The organism is Methylobacterium sp. 142-1Y, from assembly GCF_057747795.1.
The window spans coordinates 4841660-4858570 of the sequence record NZ_CM173224.1 but is presented as its reverse complement, the minus strand read 5'-3'; the positions used below and the strand labels follow the sequence as shown (position 1 = coordinate 4858570).

15 protein-coding genes are annotated in these 16911 nt (G+C 71.8%); 9 read left to right on the top strand and 6 right to left on the bottom strand.

Annotation, left to right across the window (positions count from 1 at the left end; all coding sequences use genetic code 11):
- Positions 1-26 precede the first annotated feature (26 nt).
- From purU to AC3AOF_RS22240, 8 genes are all read left to right on the top strand, one after another.
- Positions 27-890: a formyltetrahydrofolate deformylase gene (gene purU / locus AC3AOF_RS22275; protein WP_236988821.1), complete on the top strand. Its 864-nt coding sequence runs from the start codon at positions 27-29 to the stop codon at positions 888-890.
- Between the two features lie 108 nt (positions 891-998).
- The gene (locus AC3AOF_RS22270) at positions 999-1433 is read left to right on the top strand and encodes a GlcG/HbpS family heme-binding protein (protein WP_236988822.1); all 435 of its coding nucleotides are present in this window, start codon (positions 999-1001) and stop codon (positions 1431-1433) included.
- A gap of 9 nt (positions 1434-1442) precedes the next feature.
- Positions 1443-3032, top strand: a complete 1590-nt coding sequence (locus AC3AOF_RS22265) for a peptide ABC transporter substrate-binding protein (protein ID WP_488346519.1) — start codon at positions 1443-1445, stop codon at positions 3030-3032.
- Positions 3029-3952, top strand: coding sequence for an ABC transporter permease (locus tag AC3AOF_RS22260; RefSeq protein WP_488346518.1), 924 nt, complete (start codon positions 3029-3031; stop codon positions 3950-3952). The genes AC3AOF_RS22265 and AC3AOF_RS22260 overlap by 4 nt, the downstream gene beginning before the upstream one ends.
- The gene (locus AC3AOF_RS22255; RefSeq protein WP_488346517.1) at positions 3949-5076 is read left to right on the top strand and encodes an ABC transporter permease; all 1128 of its coding nucleotides are present in this window, start codon (positions 3949-3951) and stop codon (positions 5074-5076) included. The genes AC3AOF_RS22260 and AC3AOF_RS22255 overlap by 4 nt, the downstream gene beginning before the upstream one ends.
- Positions 5073-6701, top strand: coding sequence for an ABC transporter ATP-binding protein (locus tag AC3AOF_RS22250; protein WP_488346516.1), 1629 nt, complete (start codon positions 5073-5075; stop codon positions 6699-6701). The genes AC3AOF_RS22255 and AC3AOF_RS22250 overlap by 4 nt, the downstream gene beginning before the upstream one ends.
- Positions 6702-6791: 90 nt before the next feature.
- Positions 6792-7271, top strand: coding sequence for a hypothetical protein (locus AC3AOF_RS22245; RefSeq protein ID WP_236988827.1), 480 nt, complete (start codon positions 6792-6794; stop codon positions 7269-7271).
- A 359-nt stretch (positions 7272-7630) separates the two neighbouring features.
- A complete protein-coding gene (locus tag AC3AOF_RS22240) occupies positions 7631-8347 on the top strand; it encodes a ribonuclease activity regulator RraA (RefSeq protein ID WP_488346515.1) in 717 nt (238 codons plus the stop codon).
- 22 nt (positions 8348-8369) lie between these two features.
- On the opposite strand, the gene AC3AOF_RS22235 is transcribed toward AC3AOF_RS22240, so the two are convergent.
- Together AC3AOF_RS22235 and ada are read right to left on the bottom strand one after the other, a co-directional pair.
- Entirely contained in the window at positions 8370-8585 is a 216-nt protein-coding gene (locus AC3AOF_RS22235; RefSeq protein ID WP_488346514.1) for a hypothetical protein, read from the bottom strand.
- A gap of 238 nt (positions 8586-8823) precedes the next feature.
- Positions 8824-9918: a bifunctional DNA-binding transcriptional regulator/O6-methylguanine-DNA methyltransferase Ada gene (ada, locus tag AC3AOF_RS22230; RefSeq protein WP_488346513.1), complete on the bottom strand. Its 1095-nt coding sequence runs from the start codon at positions 9916-9918 to the stop codon at positions 8824-8826.
- A gap of 434 nt (positions 9919-10352) precedes the next feature.
- Between ada and AC3AOF_RS22225 the strand changes: the two genes are divergently transcribed.
- Positions 10353-11246 carry a 3'-5' exonuclease gene (locus tag AC3AOF_RS22225; RefSeq protein ID WP_488346512.1) on the top strand — a complete coding sequence of 298 codons (894 nt, stop codon included), beginning with the start codon at positions 10353-10355 and terminating at the stop codon, positions 11244-11246.
- Between the two features lie 269 nt (positions 11247-11515).
- Here AC3AOF_RS22225 and AC3AOF_RS22220 read toward each other — a convergent pair whose 3' ends face one another.
- From AC3AOF_RS22220 to AC3AOF_RS22205, 4 genes are all read right to left on the bottom strand, one after another.
- On the bottom strand, positions 11516-12493 hold the full coding sequence (locus AC3AOF_RS22220) for a phosphoribosylaminoimidazolesuccinocarboxamide synthase (RefSeq protein WP_488346511.1): 978 nt from the start codon (positions 12491-12493) through the stop codon (positions 11516-11518).
- 11 nt (positions 12494-12504) lie between these two features.
- A complete protein-coding gene (gyrB, locus tag AC3AOF_RS22215) occupies positions 12505-14940 on the bottom strand; it encodes a DNA topoisomerase (ATP-hydrolyzing) subunit B (protein WP_488346510.1) in 2436 nt (811 codons plus the stop codon).
- Between the two features lie 295 nt (positions 14941-15235).
- Positions 15236-16198 (bottom strand): aldo/keto reductase, encoded by a 963-nt coding sequence (locus AC3AOF_RS22210; protein ID WP_236988834.1) that lies wholly within the window; start codon positions 16196-16198, stop codon positions 15236-15238.
- A gap of 29 nt (positions 16199-16227) precedes the next feature.
- The gene (locus tag AC3AOF_RS22205) at positions 16228-16869 is read right to left on the bottom strand and encodes an MBL fold metallo-hydrolase (RefSeq protein ID WP_488346509.1); all 642 of its coding nucleotides are present in this window, start codon (positions 16867-16869) and stop codon (positions 16228-16230) included.
- Positions 16870-16911: the final 42 nt, after the last annotated feature.

Sequence of the window (16911 nt, the reverse complement as noted above, 5' to 3'; positions counted from 1 at the left end):
GATTCTCGTTTCCGGCCCGGACCCCCATGACCACCCCCTCCTACGTCCTCTCCCTCTCCTGCACCAACGTCCCGGGGATCGTCGCCGGCGTCTCGGCCTACCTGTTCGAGGCCGGCTGCAACATCCTCGACGCGCAGCAATTCGACGACGTCGAGACCGGCCGCTTCTTCATGCGGATCGTGTTCAACCCGGTCGGGGCCGGGCCGGGCCGGGACGCGCTGGCCGCGGGCTTCGAGGCGGTGGCGGCGCGGTTCGGGATGGACTGGACCTTGCGCGACCGGGCCGAGCGGCGGCGCGTGATGCTGCTCGTCTCCCGCTTCGACCATTGCCTCAACGACCTCCTCTACCGCTGGCGCATCGGCGAATTGCCGATGGAGGTCTGCGCGGTGGTCTCGAACTACCCGCGGGAGATCTACGGCGCGGCGGATCTCGCCGGAATCCCGTTCCACCACCTGCCGATCACGCCGGACACCAAGCCGCAGCAGGAGGCCGCCCTGTGGCGCCTCGTCGAGGAGACCGGCGCCGAGCTCGTCGTCCTCGCCCGCTACATGCAGATCCTGTCGGATGACCTCTCGCACAAGCTGTCGGGCCGCTGCATCAACATCCACCACTCGTTCCTGCCCGGCTTCAAGGGCGCCAAGCCCTACCACCAGGCCCACGAGCGCGGCGTGAAGCTGATCGGCGCCACCTCGCACCTCGTCACCGGCGACCTCGACGAGGGGCCGATCATCGAGCAGGACGTCGAACGCATCTCGCACCGCGACACCCCCGAGGATCTCGTGCGCAAGGGCCGCGACATCGAGCGCCGGGTGCTCGCCCGCGCCGTGCGCTACGTGCTGGAGGACCGGGTGATCGCCAACGGCCGCAAGACGGTGGTGTTCACCGATTGAGGGCATCGGGCGAGGTCGCCGCGCTTGGCGCCGCCCGCGCCGGCGGGTAAGCCCGGGTCACGACCCGAGCGGGGAGCCGCTCGTGCCCTGATCCGGAGTTCCGCGACCATGTCCGACCTCACCCTCGACGCCGCCTCGACCATCGTGACCGCCGCCCTCAAGGCCGGCCGCGAGCTCGGGCTCAAGCCCCTGGCGGTGGTGGTGCTGGATACCCGCGGCGCCCTCAAGGCGGCTTGCGTGGAGGACGGCACCAGCCTCAAGCGCGCCGAGATCGCCACCGGCAAGGCCAACGGGGCGCTGGCGCTCGGCATCGGCTCGCGGGCCATCGCGAAGCGCGCAGAGGAGCAGGCCTATTTCGTTGCCGCAGTGACCCATGTGGCGGGGCCGGCCGGCCTGATCCCGGTCCCGGGCGGCGTGCTGATCAAGCGCGACGGCCAACTCGTCGGCGCCGTCGGCATCTCGGGCGACACCTCCGACAACGACGAGAAGGCCGCGCTCGCCGGCATCGCCGCCGCCGGGCTCCAGGCCGAGACCGGCGCCTGAGCCTTCGCCATGCGGCGCCGGGACTTTCTTGCAGGCTTGAGCGCCGCATCCCTGGGACCGGCGGCCCCCGCCCGGGCCGCCGGCCCTTCCGCCTACCGGCGCGGCAACGGCGCCGATCCCGAGACCCTCGACCCGCACAAGACCTCGACGGTCGCCGAGGCGACGATCCTCCTCGACCTCTACGAGGGCCTGAGCGCCTACGGCCCCGACGGCACCCTGGTGCCCGGGGCGGCATCCGGCTGGACCACCTCCGCCGACGGCCTGACCTGGGCCTTCTCGTTACGCCCCGACGGGCGCTGGTCGAACGGCGATTCCGTCGTGGCCGACGACTTCGTCCACGGCTTCCGGCGCATGCTCGACCCAGGCACGGGGGCGAAATACGCCAGCGTGCTCGCGCCGATCCTCAATGCCGAAGCGGTCAATCGCGGGGCGATGCCGGTGGACGCCGTCGGGGTCGCCGCCCCGAATCCCGGCACGGTGGTGATCCGGCTCGCGCAGCCGACCCCCTACTTCGTCGAGCTGATGACCCACCAGGCGAGCCTGCCGGTCCACCGGCCCTCCCTCGCCCGGTACGGCGACGCCTTCACCCGGCCCGGCCGCCTGGTGTCGAACGGCACCTACCTCCTCAAGGACTTTTCTCCCAACGACCGCATCACGGCGATCCGCAATCCGCATCACCGGGACGCCGCGACGATCGCGATCCCGGAAGTCGAGTACATCCCGACGCCGGATCTCGCCGCCGCGGTGCGCCGCTTCGCCGCCGGCGAGATCGATTCCCTCGACGACCTGCCCGCCGACCAGGTCCGGGCGCTGAAATCCCGCTTCGGCGACCAAGTGGTGCTCAACCCCGCCCTCGGCGTGCTCGCGCTGATGGTCAACGTGAGGAAGCGCCCCCTCGACGATGCACGGGTGCGCCGCGCCCTGTCGCTCGCCCTCGACCGCGAGTTCCTGGCCGAGGCGGTGTGGGGCGAGACGATGCTGCCGGCCTATTCCCTCACCCCGGCCGGGCTCGACAACGCGCTCCCGCCGCCCGAGATGCCGGGCCGGGACCTCTCGCCGCTCGAGCGCGAGGATGCGGCGGTCGCGCTCCTGCGCGAGGCGGGCTACGGCCCGGGGGGTAAGCCGCTCGCGGTCGAGCTTCGGTACAACATCACCGACAACAACCGGAACACCATGGTGGCGATCGCCGACCTGTGGCGGCCGCTCAACGTCGCGACCTCGTTTGCCGCCACCGACGCCAAGACCCATTTCGCCTACCTGCGCGACGGCGGCCCGTTCGACATCGCCCGGATGAGCTGGATCGCCGATTACGCCGATCCGCAGAACTTCCTGTTCCTGGTCGAGAGCGGCAACGACGGCTTCAATTCGGGCCGCTACGCCAACCCGGCCTACGACGCCCTGATGCGCGACGCCGCCCGCGAGACCGACCTCGAGGCCCGGGCCCGGATCCTCTACCGGGCGGAAGAGCTCTTCCTCGCCGACCTGCCCTGGATCCCGCTGCTGCATTACCGGCACAAGCACCTGATCGGCCCGCGCCTGCGCGGCTTTCTCCCCAACCTGCGCGGCGTCTCGCCGACGCGGTGGCTCTCGCTCGCATGATTCCCTACGTCCTGCGCCGCCTCGCCCAAGCCGTCCCGACGCTCTTCCTCGTCGTCACCCTGTCGTTCTTCCTGGTGCGGCTGGCGCCGGGCGGACCGTTCGACCTGGAGCGGCCCCTGCCGGCCGCCGCGATGGAGAACCTGCGCCGGGTCTACGGCCTCGATCAGCCGCTCGTCGTCCAGTACGGCCGCTACCTCGCGGCGCTCGCCCGGGGCGATCTCGGGCCCTCCTTCTCGGTGCGCGACCTCTCGGTGGCCGAATTGTTCGCCCGCGGCCTGCCGGTCTCGATGACGCTGGGAAGCCTCGCTCTGGCCGTCTCGCTCGTCCTCGGCACCGGGCTCGGCGGGCTCGCGGCCCTGCGGCGGGGCTCCGGTCTCGACCACGCGGTGACGGTTCTCGGCACCTTCGCGCTCACCGTGCCGGGCTTCGTGGTGGCGCCGCTCCTCCAGATCGCCTTCGGGCTGTCCCTGCGCTGGCTGCCCGTCGGCGGCTGGGACGACGGATCGCCGAAACACCTCGTCCTGCCGGTCGTCACCCTGGCGCTGCCGCAGGTGGCGATCGTGGCGCGCCTCGCCCGGGCCGGCCTCGTCGAGGTGTTCGACCGGCCGCATTGGCGCACCCTGCGGAGCCTGGGGCTGCCGCCCCGGATCCTGGCGCTCCACGGCTTGCGGGGCGCGGCGCTTCCGGTCGTGTCCTATCTCGGGCCCGCGGCGGCGGGACTGCTGACCGGCTCGGTGGTGGTCGAGACGGTGTTCGGCCTGCCCGGCGTCGGGCGCTACTTCGTCGACGGGGCGATCAACCGCGACTACACGCTGGTGCTGGGCACGGTGGTGCTGATCGCGGTCTTCGTCCTCGTGCTCAACCTCGTCTCCGACCTCCTCTGCGCGCTCATCGATCCGCGATTGAGGGATGTCGGGTGAGCCAGTCCGCGGCACGCCACGCCTTCGCCTTCGCCGAGGCCTCGCTCCTCGCCCGGGCTCGGCGCCGCCTCCTCGGCGACCCTCTCGCGCGGGCGAGCGCAGGCCTGCTGCTCCTCGTGACGCTCGCCTGCCTCGTCGGTCCGTTCCTCACCGGGCACCCCTACGACCGGCTCTATTACGACTATCCCGGCACCCCGCCCTCGCTGGCGCTCACCCCGACGCCGCAGGCGGTGCGCCCGGCCCTCGACCGGCTCGCCTTCCGCATGCGGGTGCGGGCCGAGGACGTGGCCGTGACGGGGGACGCGGTCCGCCTGACGCTGGCCGCCGACAAGGCCGTCGACCCGCGGGTGCTGACCTTCTTCTCGCGTTCCGACATCTTCGGCGCGGCCCGCGAGGTGGCGCGCTCCGAGGACGGGCGGCGGCTCACCGTCGAGGCGCCGTTGCGCCGCGCGCGCTTCCTTGCCGGCACCGACGCGCTCGGGCGCGACCTTCTCACCCGCACGCTGGTGGCGGGGCGGCTGTCGCTGGCCCTCGGCCTGATGGCGACCGCGGTGGCACTCGGCATCGGGGTCGCCTACGGAGCGCTCGCCGGCACGCTCGGCGGCCGGATCGACGCGGCGATGATGCGCCTCGTCGACATCCTGTATTCCCTGCCCTTCGTGTTCTTCGTCATCATGCTGGTGGTGTTCTTCGGCCGCTCGGTGGCGCTGATCTTCGTCGCGGTCGGCGCCGTCGAATGGCTCGACATGGCCCGCATCGTCCGGGCCGAGGCGCTGGCGATCCGCCGGCGCGACTACGTCCGGGCGGCGGAGGCGCTCGGGCTCCCCACCGCGGCGATCCTGCGCCGCCACGTGGTGCCGAACCTCCTCGGGCCGGTCGTCGCCTTCGCGGCCCTGATGGTGCCCCGAGTGATCCTGCTCGAGAGTTTCCTGTCGTTCCTCGGGCTGGGCGTGCAGGAGCCGGCGACGAGCTGGGGCGTGCTGATCGCCGACGGCGCCCGTTCCCTCGAATCCACCCCCTGGATGCTCGTCGTGCCGGCCTCGTTCCTGGTCGCCACCCTGCTCGCCCTGACGCTGCTGGCCGAGCGCCTGCGCGACGCCCTCGACCCGCGGGAGGGCGCATGAATCCGCAGACCATGAAGCCGGACAGCACGAGCCTGCTCGCCCTGCGCGGCCTTGACGTGCGCTACCCGGATGCCGGCGTGACCGCGCTCGATCGCCTCGATCTCGACCTCGCGCGCGGAGAGACCCTGGCCCTCGTCGGCGAATCGGGCTCGGGCAAGAGCCAGGTGGCGCTCGCCGCGATGGGCCTGCTGCCGTCGCAGGCGCGGGTCTCGGGGAGCGTGCGCTTCGACGGCACCGAGCTGACCGGGCTGGCGCGCCCTGCCCTCGACCGCATCCGCGGCGCCCGCATCGGCCTGGTGTTCCAGGAGCCGATGACGGCTTTGGACCCGCTCTTCTCGATCGGCCACCAGATCGCCCTGCCGCTGCGCGCCCATCGCGGGATGAGCCGGCGCCAGGCGATGGCGCGGGCCCGCGATCTCCTGGGCCTCGTCGGGATCCGCGACGGTGCCGCCCGCCTCTCGGCCTTTTCCCATGAACTCTCCGGCGGCGAGCGCCAGCGGGTGATGATCGCCATGGCGCTCGCCTGCGAGCCGGACCTGCTCATCGCCGACGAGCCGACCACGGCTTTGGACGTCACCGTGCAGGCGCAGATCCTGGCGCTGCTCGCCGACCTGAAACGGCGCCTCGGGCTCGCGCTCCTGTTCATCACCCACGACCTGCGGCTGGTCCGGCGCATCGCCGAGCGCACCGCGGTCCTGCGGGCGGGCCGCCTCGTCGAGATCGGCCCAACCGAGCGGCTGTTTCGCGCTCCCCAGGCGCCGGAGACCCGCGACCTCCTCTCCGCCGAGCCCGCCGGCCGAAAGCCCCCGGTCTCCGACACCGCGCCGGTGGTGCTGGAGGCCCGCGGCGTGTCGGTCGCCTATCCGGGCCGGCGGCTCTGGCTGCGGGCGGATCCGCCGCGCCTCGCCGTCGCGGGCATCGACCTCACCCTGCGGGCGGGCCAGACGATCGGGGTCGTCGGCGAATCGGGCTCGGGCAAGTCGAGCCTCGGCCGGGCCTTGCTGCGCCTCGAACCCGCCGCCCACGGCCTGGTGCGGTTCGAGGACCGCGACCTCACTCGCCTCGACCGCGCCGCCTTGCGGCCCCTGCGCCGGGGCTTCCAGCCGGTGTTCCAGGATCCGATGGGCTCGCTCTCGCCCCGCCTCACCGCCGGCGAGATCGTCTCCGAGGGTCTGCGGGTCCACGCTCCCCATCTCGGCGCCGCTTCCCGCGACGCCCGGGCGGCGGAGGCGTTTGCCGAGGTGCGCCTCGATCCCGCCTGGCGCCACCGCTTCCCGCACGCCTTCTCGGGCGGGCAGCGCCAGCGCATCGCCATCGCCCGGGCCATGATCCTGCGGCCCCGCCTCGTCGTCCTCGACGAGCCGACCTCCGCCCTCGACCGCACGGTGCAGCGCGACATCGTCGCCCTGCTGCGCGACCTGCAAGCCGCGCACGGCCTCGCCTACGTCTTCATCTCCCACGACCTCGCGGTGGTCCGCGCGCTCTGCGACACCGTGCTGGTCCTGCGCGAGGGCCGCGAGGTCGAAAGCGGCCCGACCGATGCGGTGCTGGCGCATCCGCGCGAGGCCTATACAAGGGCGCTCGTCGCCGCGGCCGATCTCGACGCCGGCCTCGCGCAGGCGTGAGCCCGACCCGACCGGCCGGCCCTTGATTGCCCGGGCCGCCGCGCCACTTCGCGCCTTCCGATAGGGCATATTTCCTGGAGATCGAGACCGATGCGCCCTGCGCTCGCCCTCACGCTGCTCGCGTTCACCGCCGCTCTCCCGGCCGCGGCGCAGCCGGCCCCGAAGGGTCCGAAGGCTCCGCCGCCGCCGCCGAAGGAGGCGCCGGCGCCCGACCCGACCGCCGCGATGCTCTTCCCCTGCCGCACGCCGGAGGAGACCTGCTACGTCGGCGTGGTCAAGGACGGCAAGGTCACGGTCCTGTTCACCAACGACCGCAAGGCCGACGAGATCGCCGGTAAGCCGATGGCCGTCGCCGGCGAGGGCCTGGACCTCGCCAAGACCGAGAACCGGACCGTGATGCTGGTCGGCAGCTACGACCCGAAGGACGGCCTGACCAAGGCCGAGGTGGTCGACGTGGCAAGCCCGCTCGTCGCCTTCGCCCTCAAGTCGACCATCGGCGGCGGCGAGCCCGACGAGGGCGGCGACGAGCCCCCGGCGCCCCCGCCGCCGCCGGCCCCGCGCAAGAAGTAACCAGCGCGCCGCTCATAACCCTCCCCCACCTCTGCGGGGGAGGGTGGTGAACGAAGTGAGAGAGGGGTGGCGCGACGCTCGTCCAGAGGGCGCCCGTCAGAACGGCACCGCCTCATCCTGAAACGTGGTTCCCCTCTCCCCCCGCAGGGGGGAGGGCCCGGACGGCGCACCCACCTGCGACATCTCGGTTGATGTACTAAAACATTAGTGCTTCAATGCGCGCGCCACAGGCTGCCCGACCGGCGGCCGCGGAGCGGCGAAGCCGCCCGGTGCGGCGGGGAGAGGATTCGGGGCGGGCGGCACGGCCCCTCGCCTCTCCCCCCTCGTCCGTGGCCTTCGCCCCCGACCGGAGAGCCCCGATGCCCCTGAGCCCCGAGACCCGCGCGACGCTGAAGACCGTCAGCATCGCGACCCTGGCCACCGCCCTGTTCAAGCGCGGCCTGCGCAACCAGGTCATCCAGGACGTGCGCCCCCTCAACCCGCAGGCCGGGACGATGGTCGGCGAGGCCTATACCCTGCGCTACATCCCGGCCCGCGAGGACCTGAACACGCTCGCGGTCTTTCGCGAGCCCACCCACCCGCAACGCGTCGCCGTCGACCAGTGCCCGGAGGGCGCGGTGCTGGTGATGGACAGCCGCAAGAACCCGCGCGCAGCCTCCGCCGGGGGGATCCTGGTGACGCGGCTGATGAAGCGCGGCGCGGCGGGCGTGGTGACCGATGGCGGCTTTCGCGATTCGCCCGAGATCGGCGCCCTGCCCTTCCCGGCCTACCACAACCGCCCGTCGGCCCCGACCAACCTGACCCTGCACCAGGCGCTCGACATCAACGTGCCGATCGGCTGCGGCGACGTCGCGGTGTTTCCCGGCGACGTGATGGTGGGCGATGCCGAGGGGGTGATCGTCATCCCGGCGGAGATCGCCGACGAGGTCGCCGCGGAGGCCGCCGAGATGACGGTGTTCGAGGATTTCGTGCTGGAGGAGGTCCAGAACGGCCGCGGCGTGATCGGCCTCTACCCGCTGATCGACGAGCAGGCCAAGGCCGACTTCGCCGCATGGCGCAAGAAGACGGGGCGCTAGACCGGGCGCGGAGGACCCTTCCTCACACCATCATCCCGACGAGCAGCACCGCCACCACCGTGGCGGTGGCGCCCAGGGCCGCGGCCCACAGGCCGGCTTCGGCGGCGGCGCCCGGACGGACGTTGTCGTTGGCCGCCTGCGGCAGCTGCCGCGGGAAGCGGCGCCATTTGCGCAGGTGCGACGGCGCCGTCGCGATCATGTGCGGCAGGGGAGCGACGGCGTTGTGGCGGCACGACATGGATTTGCGCTCCAAGGGGGAGGCTCGCGCTTTGCGTGTTGGTCTCGATCCTTGCCGCAACCTTTGCGGCAGGGATCGAGGAGAGAACGCCGCTCCCGGCCCGTCGATCCGTCCCCCGCGCAAATTCCGTCGTGTCTTCCTTAAAGGAAGGCTTAGGCCGGACGGGAGTGCCCTCCGCCCGGGGCATCGGCCAATCGGAGGGGGGCGTCGCCGCCCGGCGAGGGGGCGGCCCTGCCCGTCAGGTTCGCTCCTCCCGCTCCCGGTCGAGCAGCGCCCGCTTGCGCTCGACGCCCCAGCGATAGCCCGAGAGGCTGCCGTCCTGCCGCACGACCCGGTGGCACGGGATCGCCACCGCGAGCGGGTTGGCGCCGCAGGCCAGGGCCACTGCCCGGGCGGCGCTCGGCGCGCCGATCGCCTGCGCGACCTCGGCATAGGTCGCGGTGCGCCCCGGCGGGATCGCCCGCAGGGCCTGCCAGACCCGCTGCTGGAACGCGGTGCCGCCGATGTCGAGGGGCAGGGTCGAGGATCGTCCGGGCGTCTCGACGAGGCCGACGACCTGCGCCACCAAAGCCTCGAAGTCGTGGTCGCCCCCGGTCAGTGACGCCTTGGGGAAGCGGTCCTGGAGGTCGCGCAGGAGGGAATCGGGATCGTCGCCGAGCAGGATCGCGCAGACGCCCCGCTCGGTCGCCGCGACGAGGACATGGCCGAGCGAGCAGGCGCCGACCGCGAAGCGGATCGCCGCGCCCTCCCCGCCCCGCCGGTAGGCCGTCGGCGTCATGCCGAGGCGGGAAGGCGCCGCGGCGTAGAACCGGCTCGCCGCGCCGTAGCCGGCCTCATAGATCGCCTCCGTGACCGTGCCGGCCTGCCGCAGCCCCTCCGCCGCCCGTGCCGCTTGGCGCGCCGCCGCATAGGCCCGCGGCGTCACCCCGGTGACCTCTTTGAACACCCGGTGGAAGTGATAGGGGCTCAACTCCGCCGCCGCCGCGAGGTCGGCGAGCGCCGGCGCGGTCTCCGCCGCCTCAATCGACCGGCAGGCCCGGGCCACCGCCTCGGCTTGGCGCTCAGCCAGGCTCGCTTCGTTCGGACGGCAGCGCTTGCAGGCCCGGAAGCCCGCCGCTTCCGCGGCCGCGCAGGTCGGGTGGAAGCTGACATTCTCCGGCCGGGCCGGCCGGGCGGCGCAGCTCGGCCGGCAATAGACGCCGGTCGTGCGTACCGCGTAGACGAAGCGGCCATCCGCCGCCCGGTCGCGCCGGGCGATGGCCGTGAAGCGCGCGGAATCGTCGAGGGGCGGGAGGCCGCCGACGGTCGCGAGGTCGGAATCCGGGTTGCGCATGATTCTTGTGCCTCCCTTCGGGGCGATGGCGCCATCCTCGCCGCGCCCGTCGTCCCGCGCATCCCGGCGCTTGCGGTCGAATTCCGGCCTCGGGCCTGCCGCAGGTATATCCCAGGGGCGTTTTCCGCGCCGCCCCCGAAAAACCGGCCCGGCGGCGGAAGGTCGGGCCTGCAGTCGGACGGCTTTCGAGCCGGCCCGGCGCACCCGCCGGCCCGCTCCTTCCTTGCCGGCGCTCGTCTCTCGAATCTCCTTCGACTTCCCCGCCGCCTCACGGCAGCGGGGCCTTTCGTCGTGGGCGTGGCACGGTTCGTTTGCCGGATGCGAATACGGTGGAGCGTGGCGGCCCGGCTCTTGGCCCGGCGGCCGAGCCGGGTTTAATCCGGCTTCAAGCAACGACACGGCGCCGCCGCCGATGGCCTCGAGGTGACACGCCCTTGACCGACGCGCTCGACGACATCGCCGCCATCCTGGAGCGCACCGGCGAGTACCGGGTGCTGCGCCGTCTCGGCCCCTTCGTGCCGCCGGCCGAGGAGCCCGAGGAGCCGACCTTCGTCGGGCTGATCCTCGACACCGAGACCACCGGCATCGACGTCACCGCCGACGAGGTGATCGAGCTCGGCATCATCAAGTTCGAGTACGGCGCCAGCGGCCGGATCTACCGAATTCTGGAGCGGTTCAACCAGCTCCACCAGCCCTCCATCCCGATCCCCGAGGCGGTGGTGCGGCTGACCGGCATCACCGACGCCGACGTCGCCGGCCAGCGCATCGACGATGCGGCCGTCGAGGCGCTCGCCGCGGAGGCGCGGGTGGTCATCGCCCACAATGCCCGGTTCGACCGGCAGATGTGCGAGCGCCGCTGGCCGATCTTCGTCTCGCGCAACTGGGCCTGCTCGTGCCACCAGATCCCCTGGCGGGCCGAGGGGCACGAGGGGATGCGGCTCGGCCACCTGCTCGCCGATTACGGCCATTTCCACAACGGCCACCGGGCGATCGACGATTGCGAGGCGCTGCTCGCCATCCTCGCCCGCCCCTTGCGGGCCTCGGGGCGCCTGGCGCTTGCCGCCCTCCTTGAGGCGGCGCGGCGGCCGACCGTGCGGCTCTGGGCCTCCGACGCGCCGATCGCGCTGAAGGACCGGCTCAAGGACCGCAACTACCGCTGGTCGCCCCGGCGCCGCTGCTGGTACGTCGATCTCGACGAGGAGCAGATCGAGATCGAGCGCTCGTTCCTGTCGAAGGAAATCTACCGCGGCACCCTCCCCTCCGGCCTGCCGGCCGACCGCTTCACCGCCCGCGACCGCTTCTCGACCCGGGCCGATCCGGAGGCGTGAGGCAGCTCCGGGGTGGAGATATCCGGAAAAAAGAAGAGGAGCGCGGATTTCTCCTCTCCCCGCGGGCGGGGAGAGGGCCGAGCCCTCGTTCAGAGGGCGCGGCAAGCCCGCAGGGCGAGGGTGAGGGGGAGTTTCCGGAGGAGCCTCACTCGTCGAGCCCCCCTCACCCTCGCTCCGGCTACGCCTCCGCTAGCTCCGTCGACGACAAGGTCGCCGGAGCCCTCTCCCCGCCCCGCGGGGAGAGGGGATTTCCCGCGCCAGCCCGTTCCCTACGCCCCCAGATACGCCGCGATGTTGCGGCGGATGCGCGCCAGCGGCGGCTCGCTCGTGTCCGGCAGGGCGAAGCGCTCGCCGGTGATCGTCTCGAAGGCGCTGACATAGGTGGCGGCGGTGCGCAGGACCACGTCCGGCGGGATCTCCGGCACCGGATCGCGGTAGGGATCGCAGCGGGACGCGACCCAGTTGCGGACCACGTCCTTGTCGAAGCTCTCCGGCAGGGTGCCGGCCTCGAAGCGCGCGGCATAGCTTTGCGCGAACCAGTAGCGGCTGCTGTCGGGGGTGTGGATCTCGTCGGCGAGCACGATCCGCCCCTCGGGATCAAGGCCGAACTCGTACTTGGTGTCGGCGAGGATCAGGCCGCGTTCCGCCGCCAGCGCCTGGCCGCGGGCGAACAGCGCGAGCGCCGCCTCCGACAGGGTGTGCCACTGCTCCTTCGTCAGGAGACCCCGCTCCAGGATTTCCGCGGCGGAGAGCGGCGCGTCGTGGTCGCCGTGGCCGGCCTTGGTGGTGGGGGTGATGATCGGCTGCGGTAACGCCTCGTGCGGGCGCATCCCGTCCGGCAGCCGATGGCCGTACATCTCGCGCTGGCCGGCCTTGTAGAGGGTCAGGACCGAGGTGCCGGTGCTGCCCGCGAGGTAGCCACGCACCACGATCTCGACCGGCAGGATGGTGAGGCGCCGGCCCACCACCACGTTCGGGTCGGGATAGGCGAGAACGTGGTTGTCGCAGATGTCCCGCGTCTTCTCGAACCAGTAGCGCGCGGTCTGGGTCAGGACCTGACCTTTCAGCGGGATCGCCGCCAGTTCCCGGTCGAAGGCGCTCAACCGGTCGCTGGTGATCAGGATCCGCCGCCCGTCGGGCAGGTCGTAATTGTCCCGCACCTTGCCGCGGTAATGGCCCGGCAGTTCCGGCAGGGTCGCCTCGGGCAGGACGTAATCGGTAAAGGGCGCGAGCGCGGCCGTGTCCATCGGGTTCACCATCACACGTCGAGATTGGCCACGTTGAGGGCGTTCTCCTGGATGAACTCCCGGCGCGGCTCGACCACGTCGCCCATCAGCTTGACGAAGAGGTCGTCGGCGTCGGTCGTGTCCTTGACCTTCACCTGGAGCAGCGAGCGCACGTCGCGGTCGAGCGTCGTCTCCCAGAGCTGCTGAGCGGTCATCTCGCCGAGGCCCTTGTAGCGCTGGAGCTGCAACCCCTTGCGGCCGAGCGCCATCATGCCCTCGAACAGGGCGACCGGGCCGTACAGCATGGTCTGGTCGCCGCGCCGCACCAGGGTGACGGGGGCGCCGTAGATCTCGCTCAGGGTCTCGGCCCGCTCGTCGAGGCGGCGCGCCTCCTGCGAGTGGATCAGGGCCTCGTCGAGCACCGCGACCTGGCGCACGCCGCGTAAGGTTCGCGACAGCACGTAGCCGCCGTCCTTGGCCTCGCCCTCCCAGCCCTGCTCGATCTCGTCGGCGATGGCGTTGAGGCGCCGGGCGATCTCGTCGGCCACCACCTCGGCCTCGGCCGGGTTGCCGGCGACCGACGGACGCAGCGCACCGGCGATCGCCGCCTGCTCGACCACGACGCGGTCGTAGCGCGAATGCATCCCGTGCAGGACCTGGCGCACACCGCGCGCCTCGTCGACCAGGGTCTTGAGCTGGGCGCCGCCGAACTCGGTGCCGGTGGCGAGCTTGAGCACCGCCCCGTCGACGCCGCCGTCGATCAGGTAATCCTCGAGCGCCCGGTCGTCCTTGAGGTAGATCGCGGTCTTACCCTTCTGCGCCTTGTAGAGCGGCGGCTGGGCGATGTAGAGATGGCCGCGGTCGATCAGCTCCGGCATCTGGCGGAAGAAGAACGTCAGCAGCAGGGTGCGGATATGCGAGCCGTCGACATCCGCATCGGTCATGATGATGATGCGGTGATAGCGCAGCTTGTCGGGATTGAAGGCGTGGGCGCCGTCCCGGCCGATCCCGGTGCCGAGCGCCGTGATCAGCGTGCCGATCTCCTGGCTCGACAGCATCTTGTCGAGCCGCGCCCGCTCGACGTTGAGGATTTTTCCGCGCAGCGGCAGCACGGCCTGGAACGTTCTGTCACGGCCCTGCTTGGCCGAGCCGCCGGCCGAATCGCCCTCGACCAAGAGGATCTCGCATTTCGACGGGTCGCGCTCCTGGCAATCGGCGAGCTTGCCGGGCAGCGAGGCGATGTCGAGCGCGCCCTTGCGGGTGGTGAGGTCGCGCGCCTTGCGCGCCGCCTCGCGGGCCGCCGCCGCGAGCGCCACCTTGGCGGCGATGATGCGCGCCTCGTTCGGGTGCTCCTCGAGCCAGGTGCCGAGCGTCGCGTTCATGACGCCCTCGACCGCCGGCCGCACCTCCGAGGAGACGAGCTTGTCCTTGGTCTGCGAGGAGAATTTCGGGTCGGGCACCTTGACCGAGACCACCGCGGTCAGCCCCTCGCGGCAATCCTCGCCGGTGAGCGCGACCTTCTCCTTCTTGGTCACCCCGCTCGACTCGGCGTAGCCGGTGATCTGGCGGGTGAGGGCGGCCCGGAAGCCGGCGAGATGCGTGCCGCCGTCGCGCTGCGGAATGTTGTTGGTGAAGCACAGCACGTTCTCGTGGAACGTGTCGTTCCACCACAACGCCACCTCGACGCCGATGCCGTCGCGCTCCTGGCGCAGCACGATCGGCGCCTCGATCTGGGCTTCCTTGGCCCGGTCGAGGTAGCGCACGAAGGCCTCGACGCCGCCCTCGTAGACGAGTTCCTCGCGCTTGTGCTCGGCGTGGCGGGCGTCGGTCAGCACGATGCGCACGCCGGAATTCAGGAAGGCGAGTTCGCGCAGGCGCTTCTCCAGCGTCGCGTAGTCGAACTCGATCATCGTGAAGGTGTCGGGCGAGGGCAGGAACGACACCTCGGTGCCGCGCCGGTCGCCGGCCGGCCCCACCACCGCGAGGGGGGCCACCGCGTCGCCGTGGCGGAACTCCATCGCGTGTTCCTTGCCGGCGCGCCAGATGCGCAGGCGCAGCCAGGTCGAGAGGGCGTTGACCACCGAGACGCCGACGCCGTGCAGGCCGCCCGAGACCTTGTAGGAGTTCTGGTCGAACTTACCGCCGGCATGCAGCTGGGTCATGATGACCTCGGCCGCCGAGACGCCCTCCTCCGAGTGGATGTCGGTCGGGATGCCGCGGCCGTTGTCGGAGACCGTGCAGGAGCCGTCCGCGTTGAGGGTGACGGTGACGTGGGTCGCGTGGCCGGCCAGAGCCTCGTCGATGGCGTTGTCGACGACCTCGTACACCATGTGGTGCAGGCCCGAGCCGTCGTCGGTGTCGCCGATATACATGCCCGGACGCTTGCGCACCGCGTCCAGGCCCTTGAGGACCTTGATCGAGTCGGCGCCGTAGGTGTCGGGGGTCAGATCGCGGGCGGGTTCGGCCATGTCGGTTCCTGGTGCGGGCGGGCGCCTCCCCTTGGAGGCGGCCCGCGCCGGCGCCGGTTTTTCGATCCGGCGCCGGCTGGTCTCTCGTGTCTCAAGACTTCCGGGCCGCGGCGGGCACGATCCGGCATGTTCCTGATGTAAGCATTCCGCCTTGAAATTGCATCGGTTTTCGGCGCCGCACGGGCGCTTTTCGGGCCTCCGGCGGGGATGGGCCGGATGCCCGTCCATCCCCGCCGAAGGATAACCGAGGTTACGTTTCGCCGCACCCCGTTAAGGATCCGCCAACGGCCGGTTGTCAGGCCTTGAGCGTGCCCCGGCTGGCCTCCTCCAGCCGGGCGGATGCCGCCGGGTCGAGGGCGAGGCGCACGCCGCCGAGCACCTCTTCGAGCTGCGCCACCGAGGTGGCGCTGGCGATCGGCGCGGTGAGCCCCGGCCGCGCGACGAGCCAGGCGATGGCGACCTGGGCCGGCGTGGCGCCGTGCTCCCGGGCGACCGCGTCGAGAAGGTCGAGGAAGGCGAAGCCCTTCGGGTTGAGGTAGCGCGAGACCCGGGCCTCCCGGGCGCGGCCGGCGGCAGCGCCCGCCTCGCGGTACTTGCCGGTGAGGAAGCCCGCGGCCAGGGAGAAGTAGGAGATCACCCCGATCCCCTCCTCGCGGCACAGGGGCTCCAGCTCGGCCTCGTACTCCTCCCGGTCGGCCAGGCTGTAGCCGGGCTGCAGGCACTCGTAGCGCGGCAGGTTCTCGCGGGCCGCCACAGCCAGGGCTTCGCGCAGGCGGGCCGCCGAATAGTTCGAGGCCCCGATCGCCCGCACCTTGCCGGCGCGGATCAGCCGGTCGAAGGCCGAGAGCGTCTCCTCCAGCGGCGTCTCGGCATCGTCGGCATGGGACTGGTAGAGGTCGATCCGGTCGGTCTGGAGACGGCGTAAGGAATCCTCCACCGCCCGCTCGATATACGGCGCCTTCAGGCCCTTCCGGCCCTCGCCCATATCCATGCCGACCTTGGTGGCGATGGTCATGCGGTCGCGGGCGCCCCGCGCCTTGAGCCAGCGCCCGATCACGGCTTCCGACTCGCCGCCCTGGTGGCCCGGCGCCCAGCGCGAATAGACGTCGGCGGTGTCGATGAAGGTGAAGCCCGCTTCCAGCAGCCGGTCGAGCAGCGCGAACGAGGTCGCCTCGTCGGCGGTCCAGCCGAAGACGTTGCCGCCGAAGCAGAAGGGCGGGACGGAGAGGCCGGAACGGCCGAGGGGACGCAACTCCATGGGGGAGGCTCCTACTGAAGGCGAGGAATTTACTGGAGAAACGGGTTCGACAGCCGCTCCTGGCCGATCGTGCTGGTCGGGCCGTGGCCGGGGATGAAGGCGACGTCGTCGCCGAGCGGCAGCAGCTTCACCTTGATCGAGGAGATCAAGGCGGCGTGGTCGCCCCCCGGCAGGTCGGTGCGGCCGACCGAGCCGCGGAAGAGCACGTCGCCGACTTGCGCGAAGCGCGCGTCCCGGCTCACCAGCACCACGCTGCCCGGGGAATGGCCGGGGCAGTGCAGCACGTCGAAGGTCAGTTCCCCCACCGTCACCGTGTCGCCCTCGTCGAGCCAGCGGTCGGGGGTGATCGCCTTGGCGCCGTCGATGCCGTAGGCCGCCCCGGTCTCGGGCAGGCGGTCGAGGAGCGGCTTGTCGGCGCGGTGCGGCCCCTCGACGGGGACCTCGAGCGCGTCGCGCAGGTCGGCCGCGCCGCCGGCATGGTCGATATGGCCGTGGGTGAGCAGGATCTTCTCGACCGTGACGCCGGCCTGGGCGATCGCCGCCCGGATTCGGTCGAGGTCGCCGCCCGGATCGATCACGGCAGCCCGCTTCGTCGCCTCGCACCACAGCAGGGTGCAGTTCTGCTGGAACGGCGTGACCGGGATGATCGCGGCGCGGGGCGTGCTCGGCATGATCGGCCTTGGGTTGAGACGAGGATGGCCTCTTGTAGCGTG

Bases quoted from the DNA above. Each gene is read 5' to 3' on its own strand.
- purU (WP_236988821.1), top strand. From the start codon at position 27: ATGACCACCCCCTCCTACGTCCTCTCCCTCTCCTGCACCAACGTCCCG.
- AC3AOF_RS22270 (WP_236988822.1), top strand. From the start codon at position 999: ATGTCCGACCTCACCCTCGACGCCGCCTCGACCATCGTGACCGCCGCC.
- AC3AOF_RS22265 (WP_488346519.1), top strand. From the start codon at position 1,443: ATGCGGCGCCGGGACTTTCTTGCAGGCTTGAGCGCCGCATCCCTGGGA.
- AC3AOF_RS22260 (WP_488346518.1), top strand. From the start codon at position 3,029: ATGATTCCCTACGTCCTGCGCCGCCTCGCCCAAGCCGTCCCGACGCTC.
- AC3AOF_RS22250 (WP_488346516.1), top strand. From the start codon at position 5,073: ATGAATCCGCAGACCATGAAGCCGGACAGCACGAGCCTGCTCGCCCTG.
- AC3AOF_RS22245 (WP_236988827.1), top strand. From the start codon at position 6,792: ATGCGCCCTGCGCTCGCCCTCACGCTGCTCGCGTTCACCGCCGCTCTC.
- AC3AOF_RS22240 (WP_488346515.1), top strand. From the start codon at position 7,631: ATGCCCCTGAGCCCCGAGACCCGCGCGACGCTGAAGACCGTCAGCATC.
- AC3AOF_RS22235 (WP_488346514.1), bottom strand. From the start codon at position 8,585: ATGTCGTGCCGCCACAACGCCGTCGCTCCCCTGCCGCACATGATCGCG.
- ada (WP_488346513.1), bottom strand. From the start codon at position 9,918: ATGCGCAACCCGGATTCCGACCTCGCGACCGTCGGCGGCCTCCCGCCC.
- AC3AOF_RS22220 (WP_488346511.1), bottom strand. From the start codon at position 12,493: ATGGACACGGCCGCGCTCGCGCCCTTTACCGATTACGTCCTGCCCGAG.
- gyrB (WP_488346510.1), bottom strand. From the start codon at position 14,940: ATGGCCGAACCCGCCCGCGATCTGACCCCCGACACCTACGGCGCCGAC.
- AC3AOF_RS22210 (WP_236988834.1), bottom strand. From the start codon at position 16,198: ATGGAGTTGCGTCCCCTCGGCCGTTCCGGCCTCTCCGTCCCGCCCTTC.
- AC3AOF_RS22205 (WP_488346509.1), bottom strand. From the start codon at position 16,869: ATGCCGAGCACGCCCCGCGCCGCGATCATCCCGGTCACGCCGTTCCAG.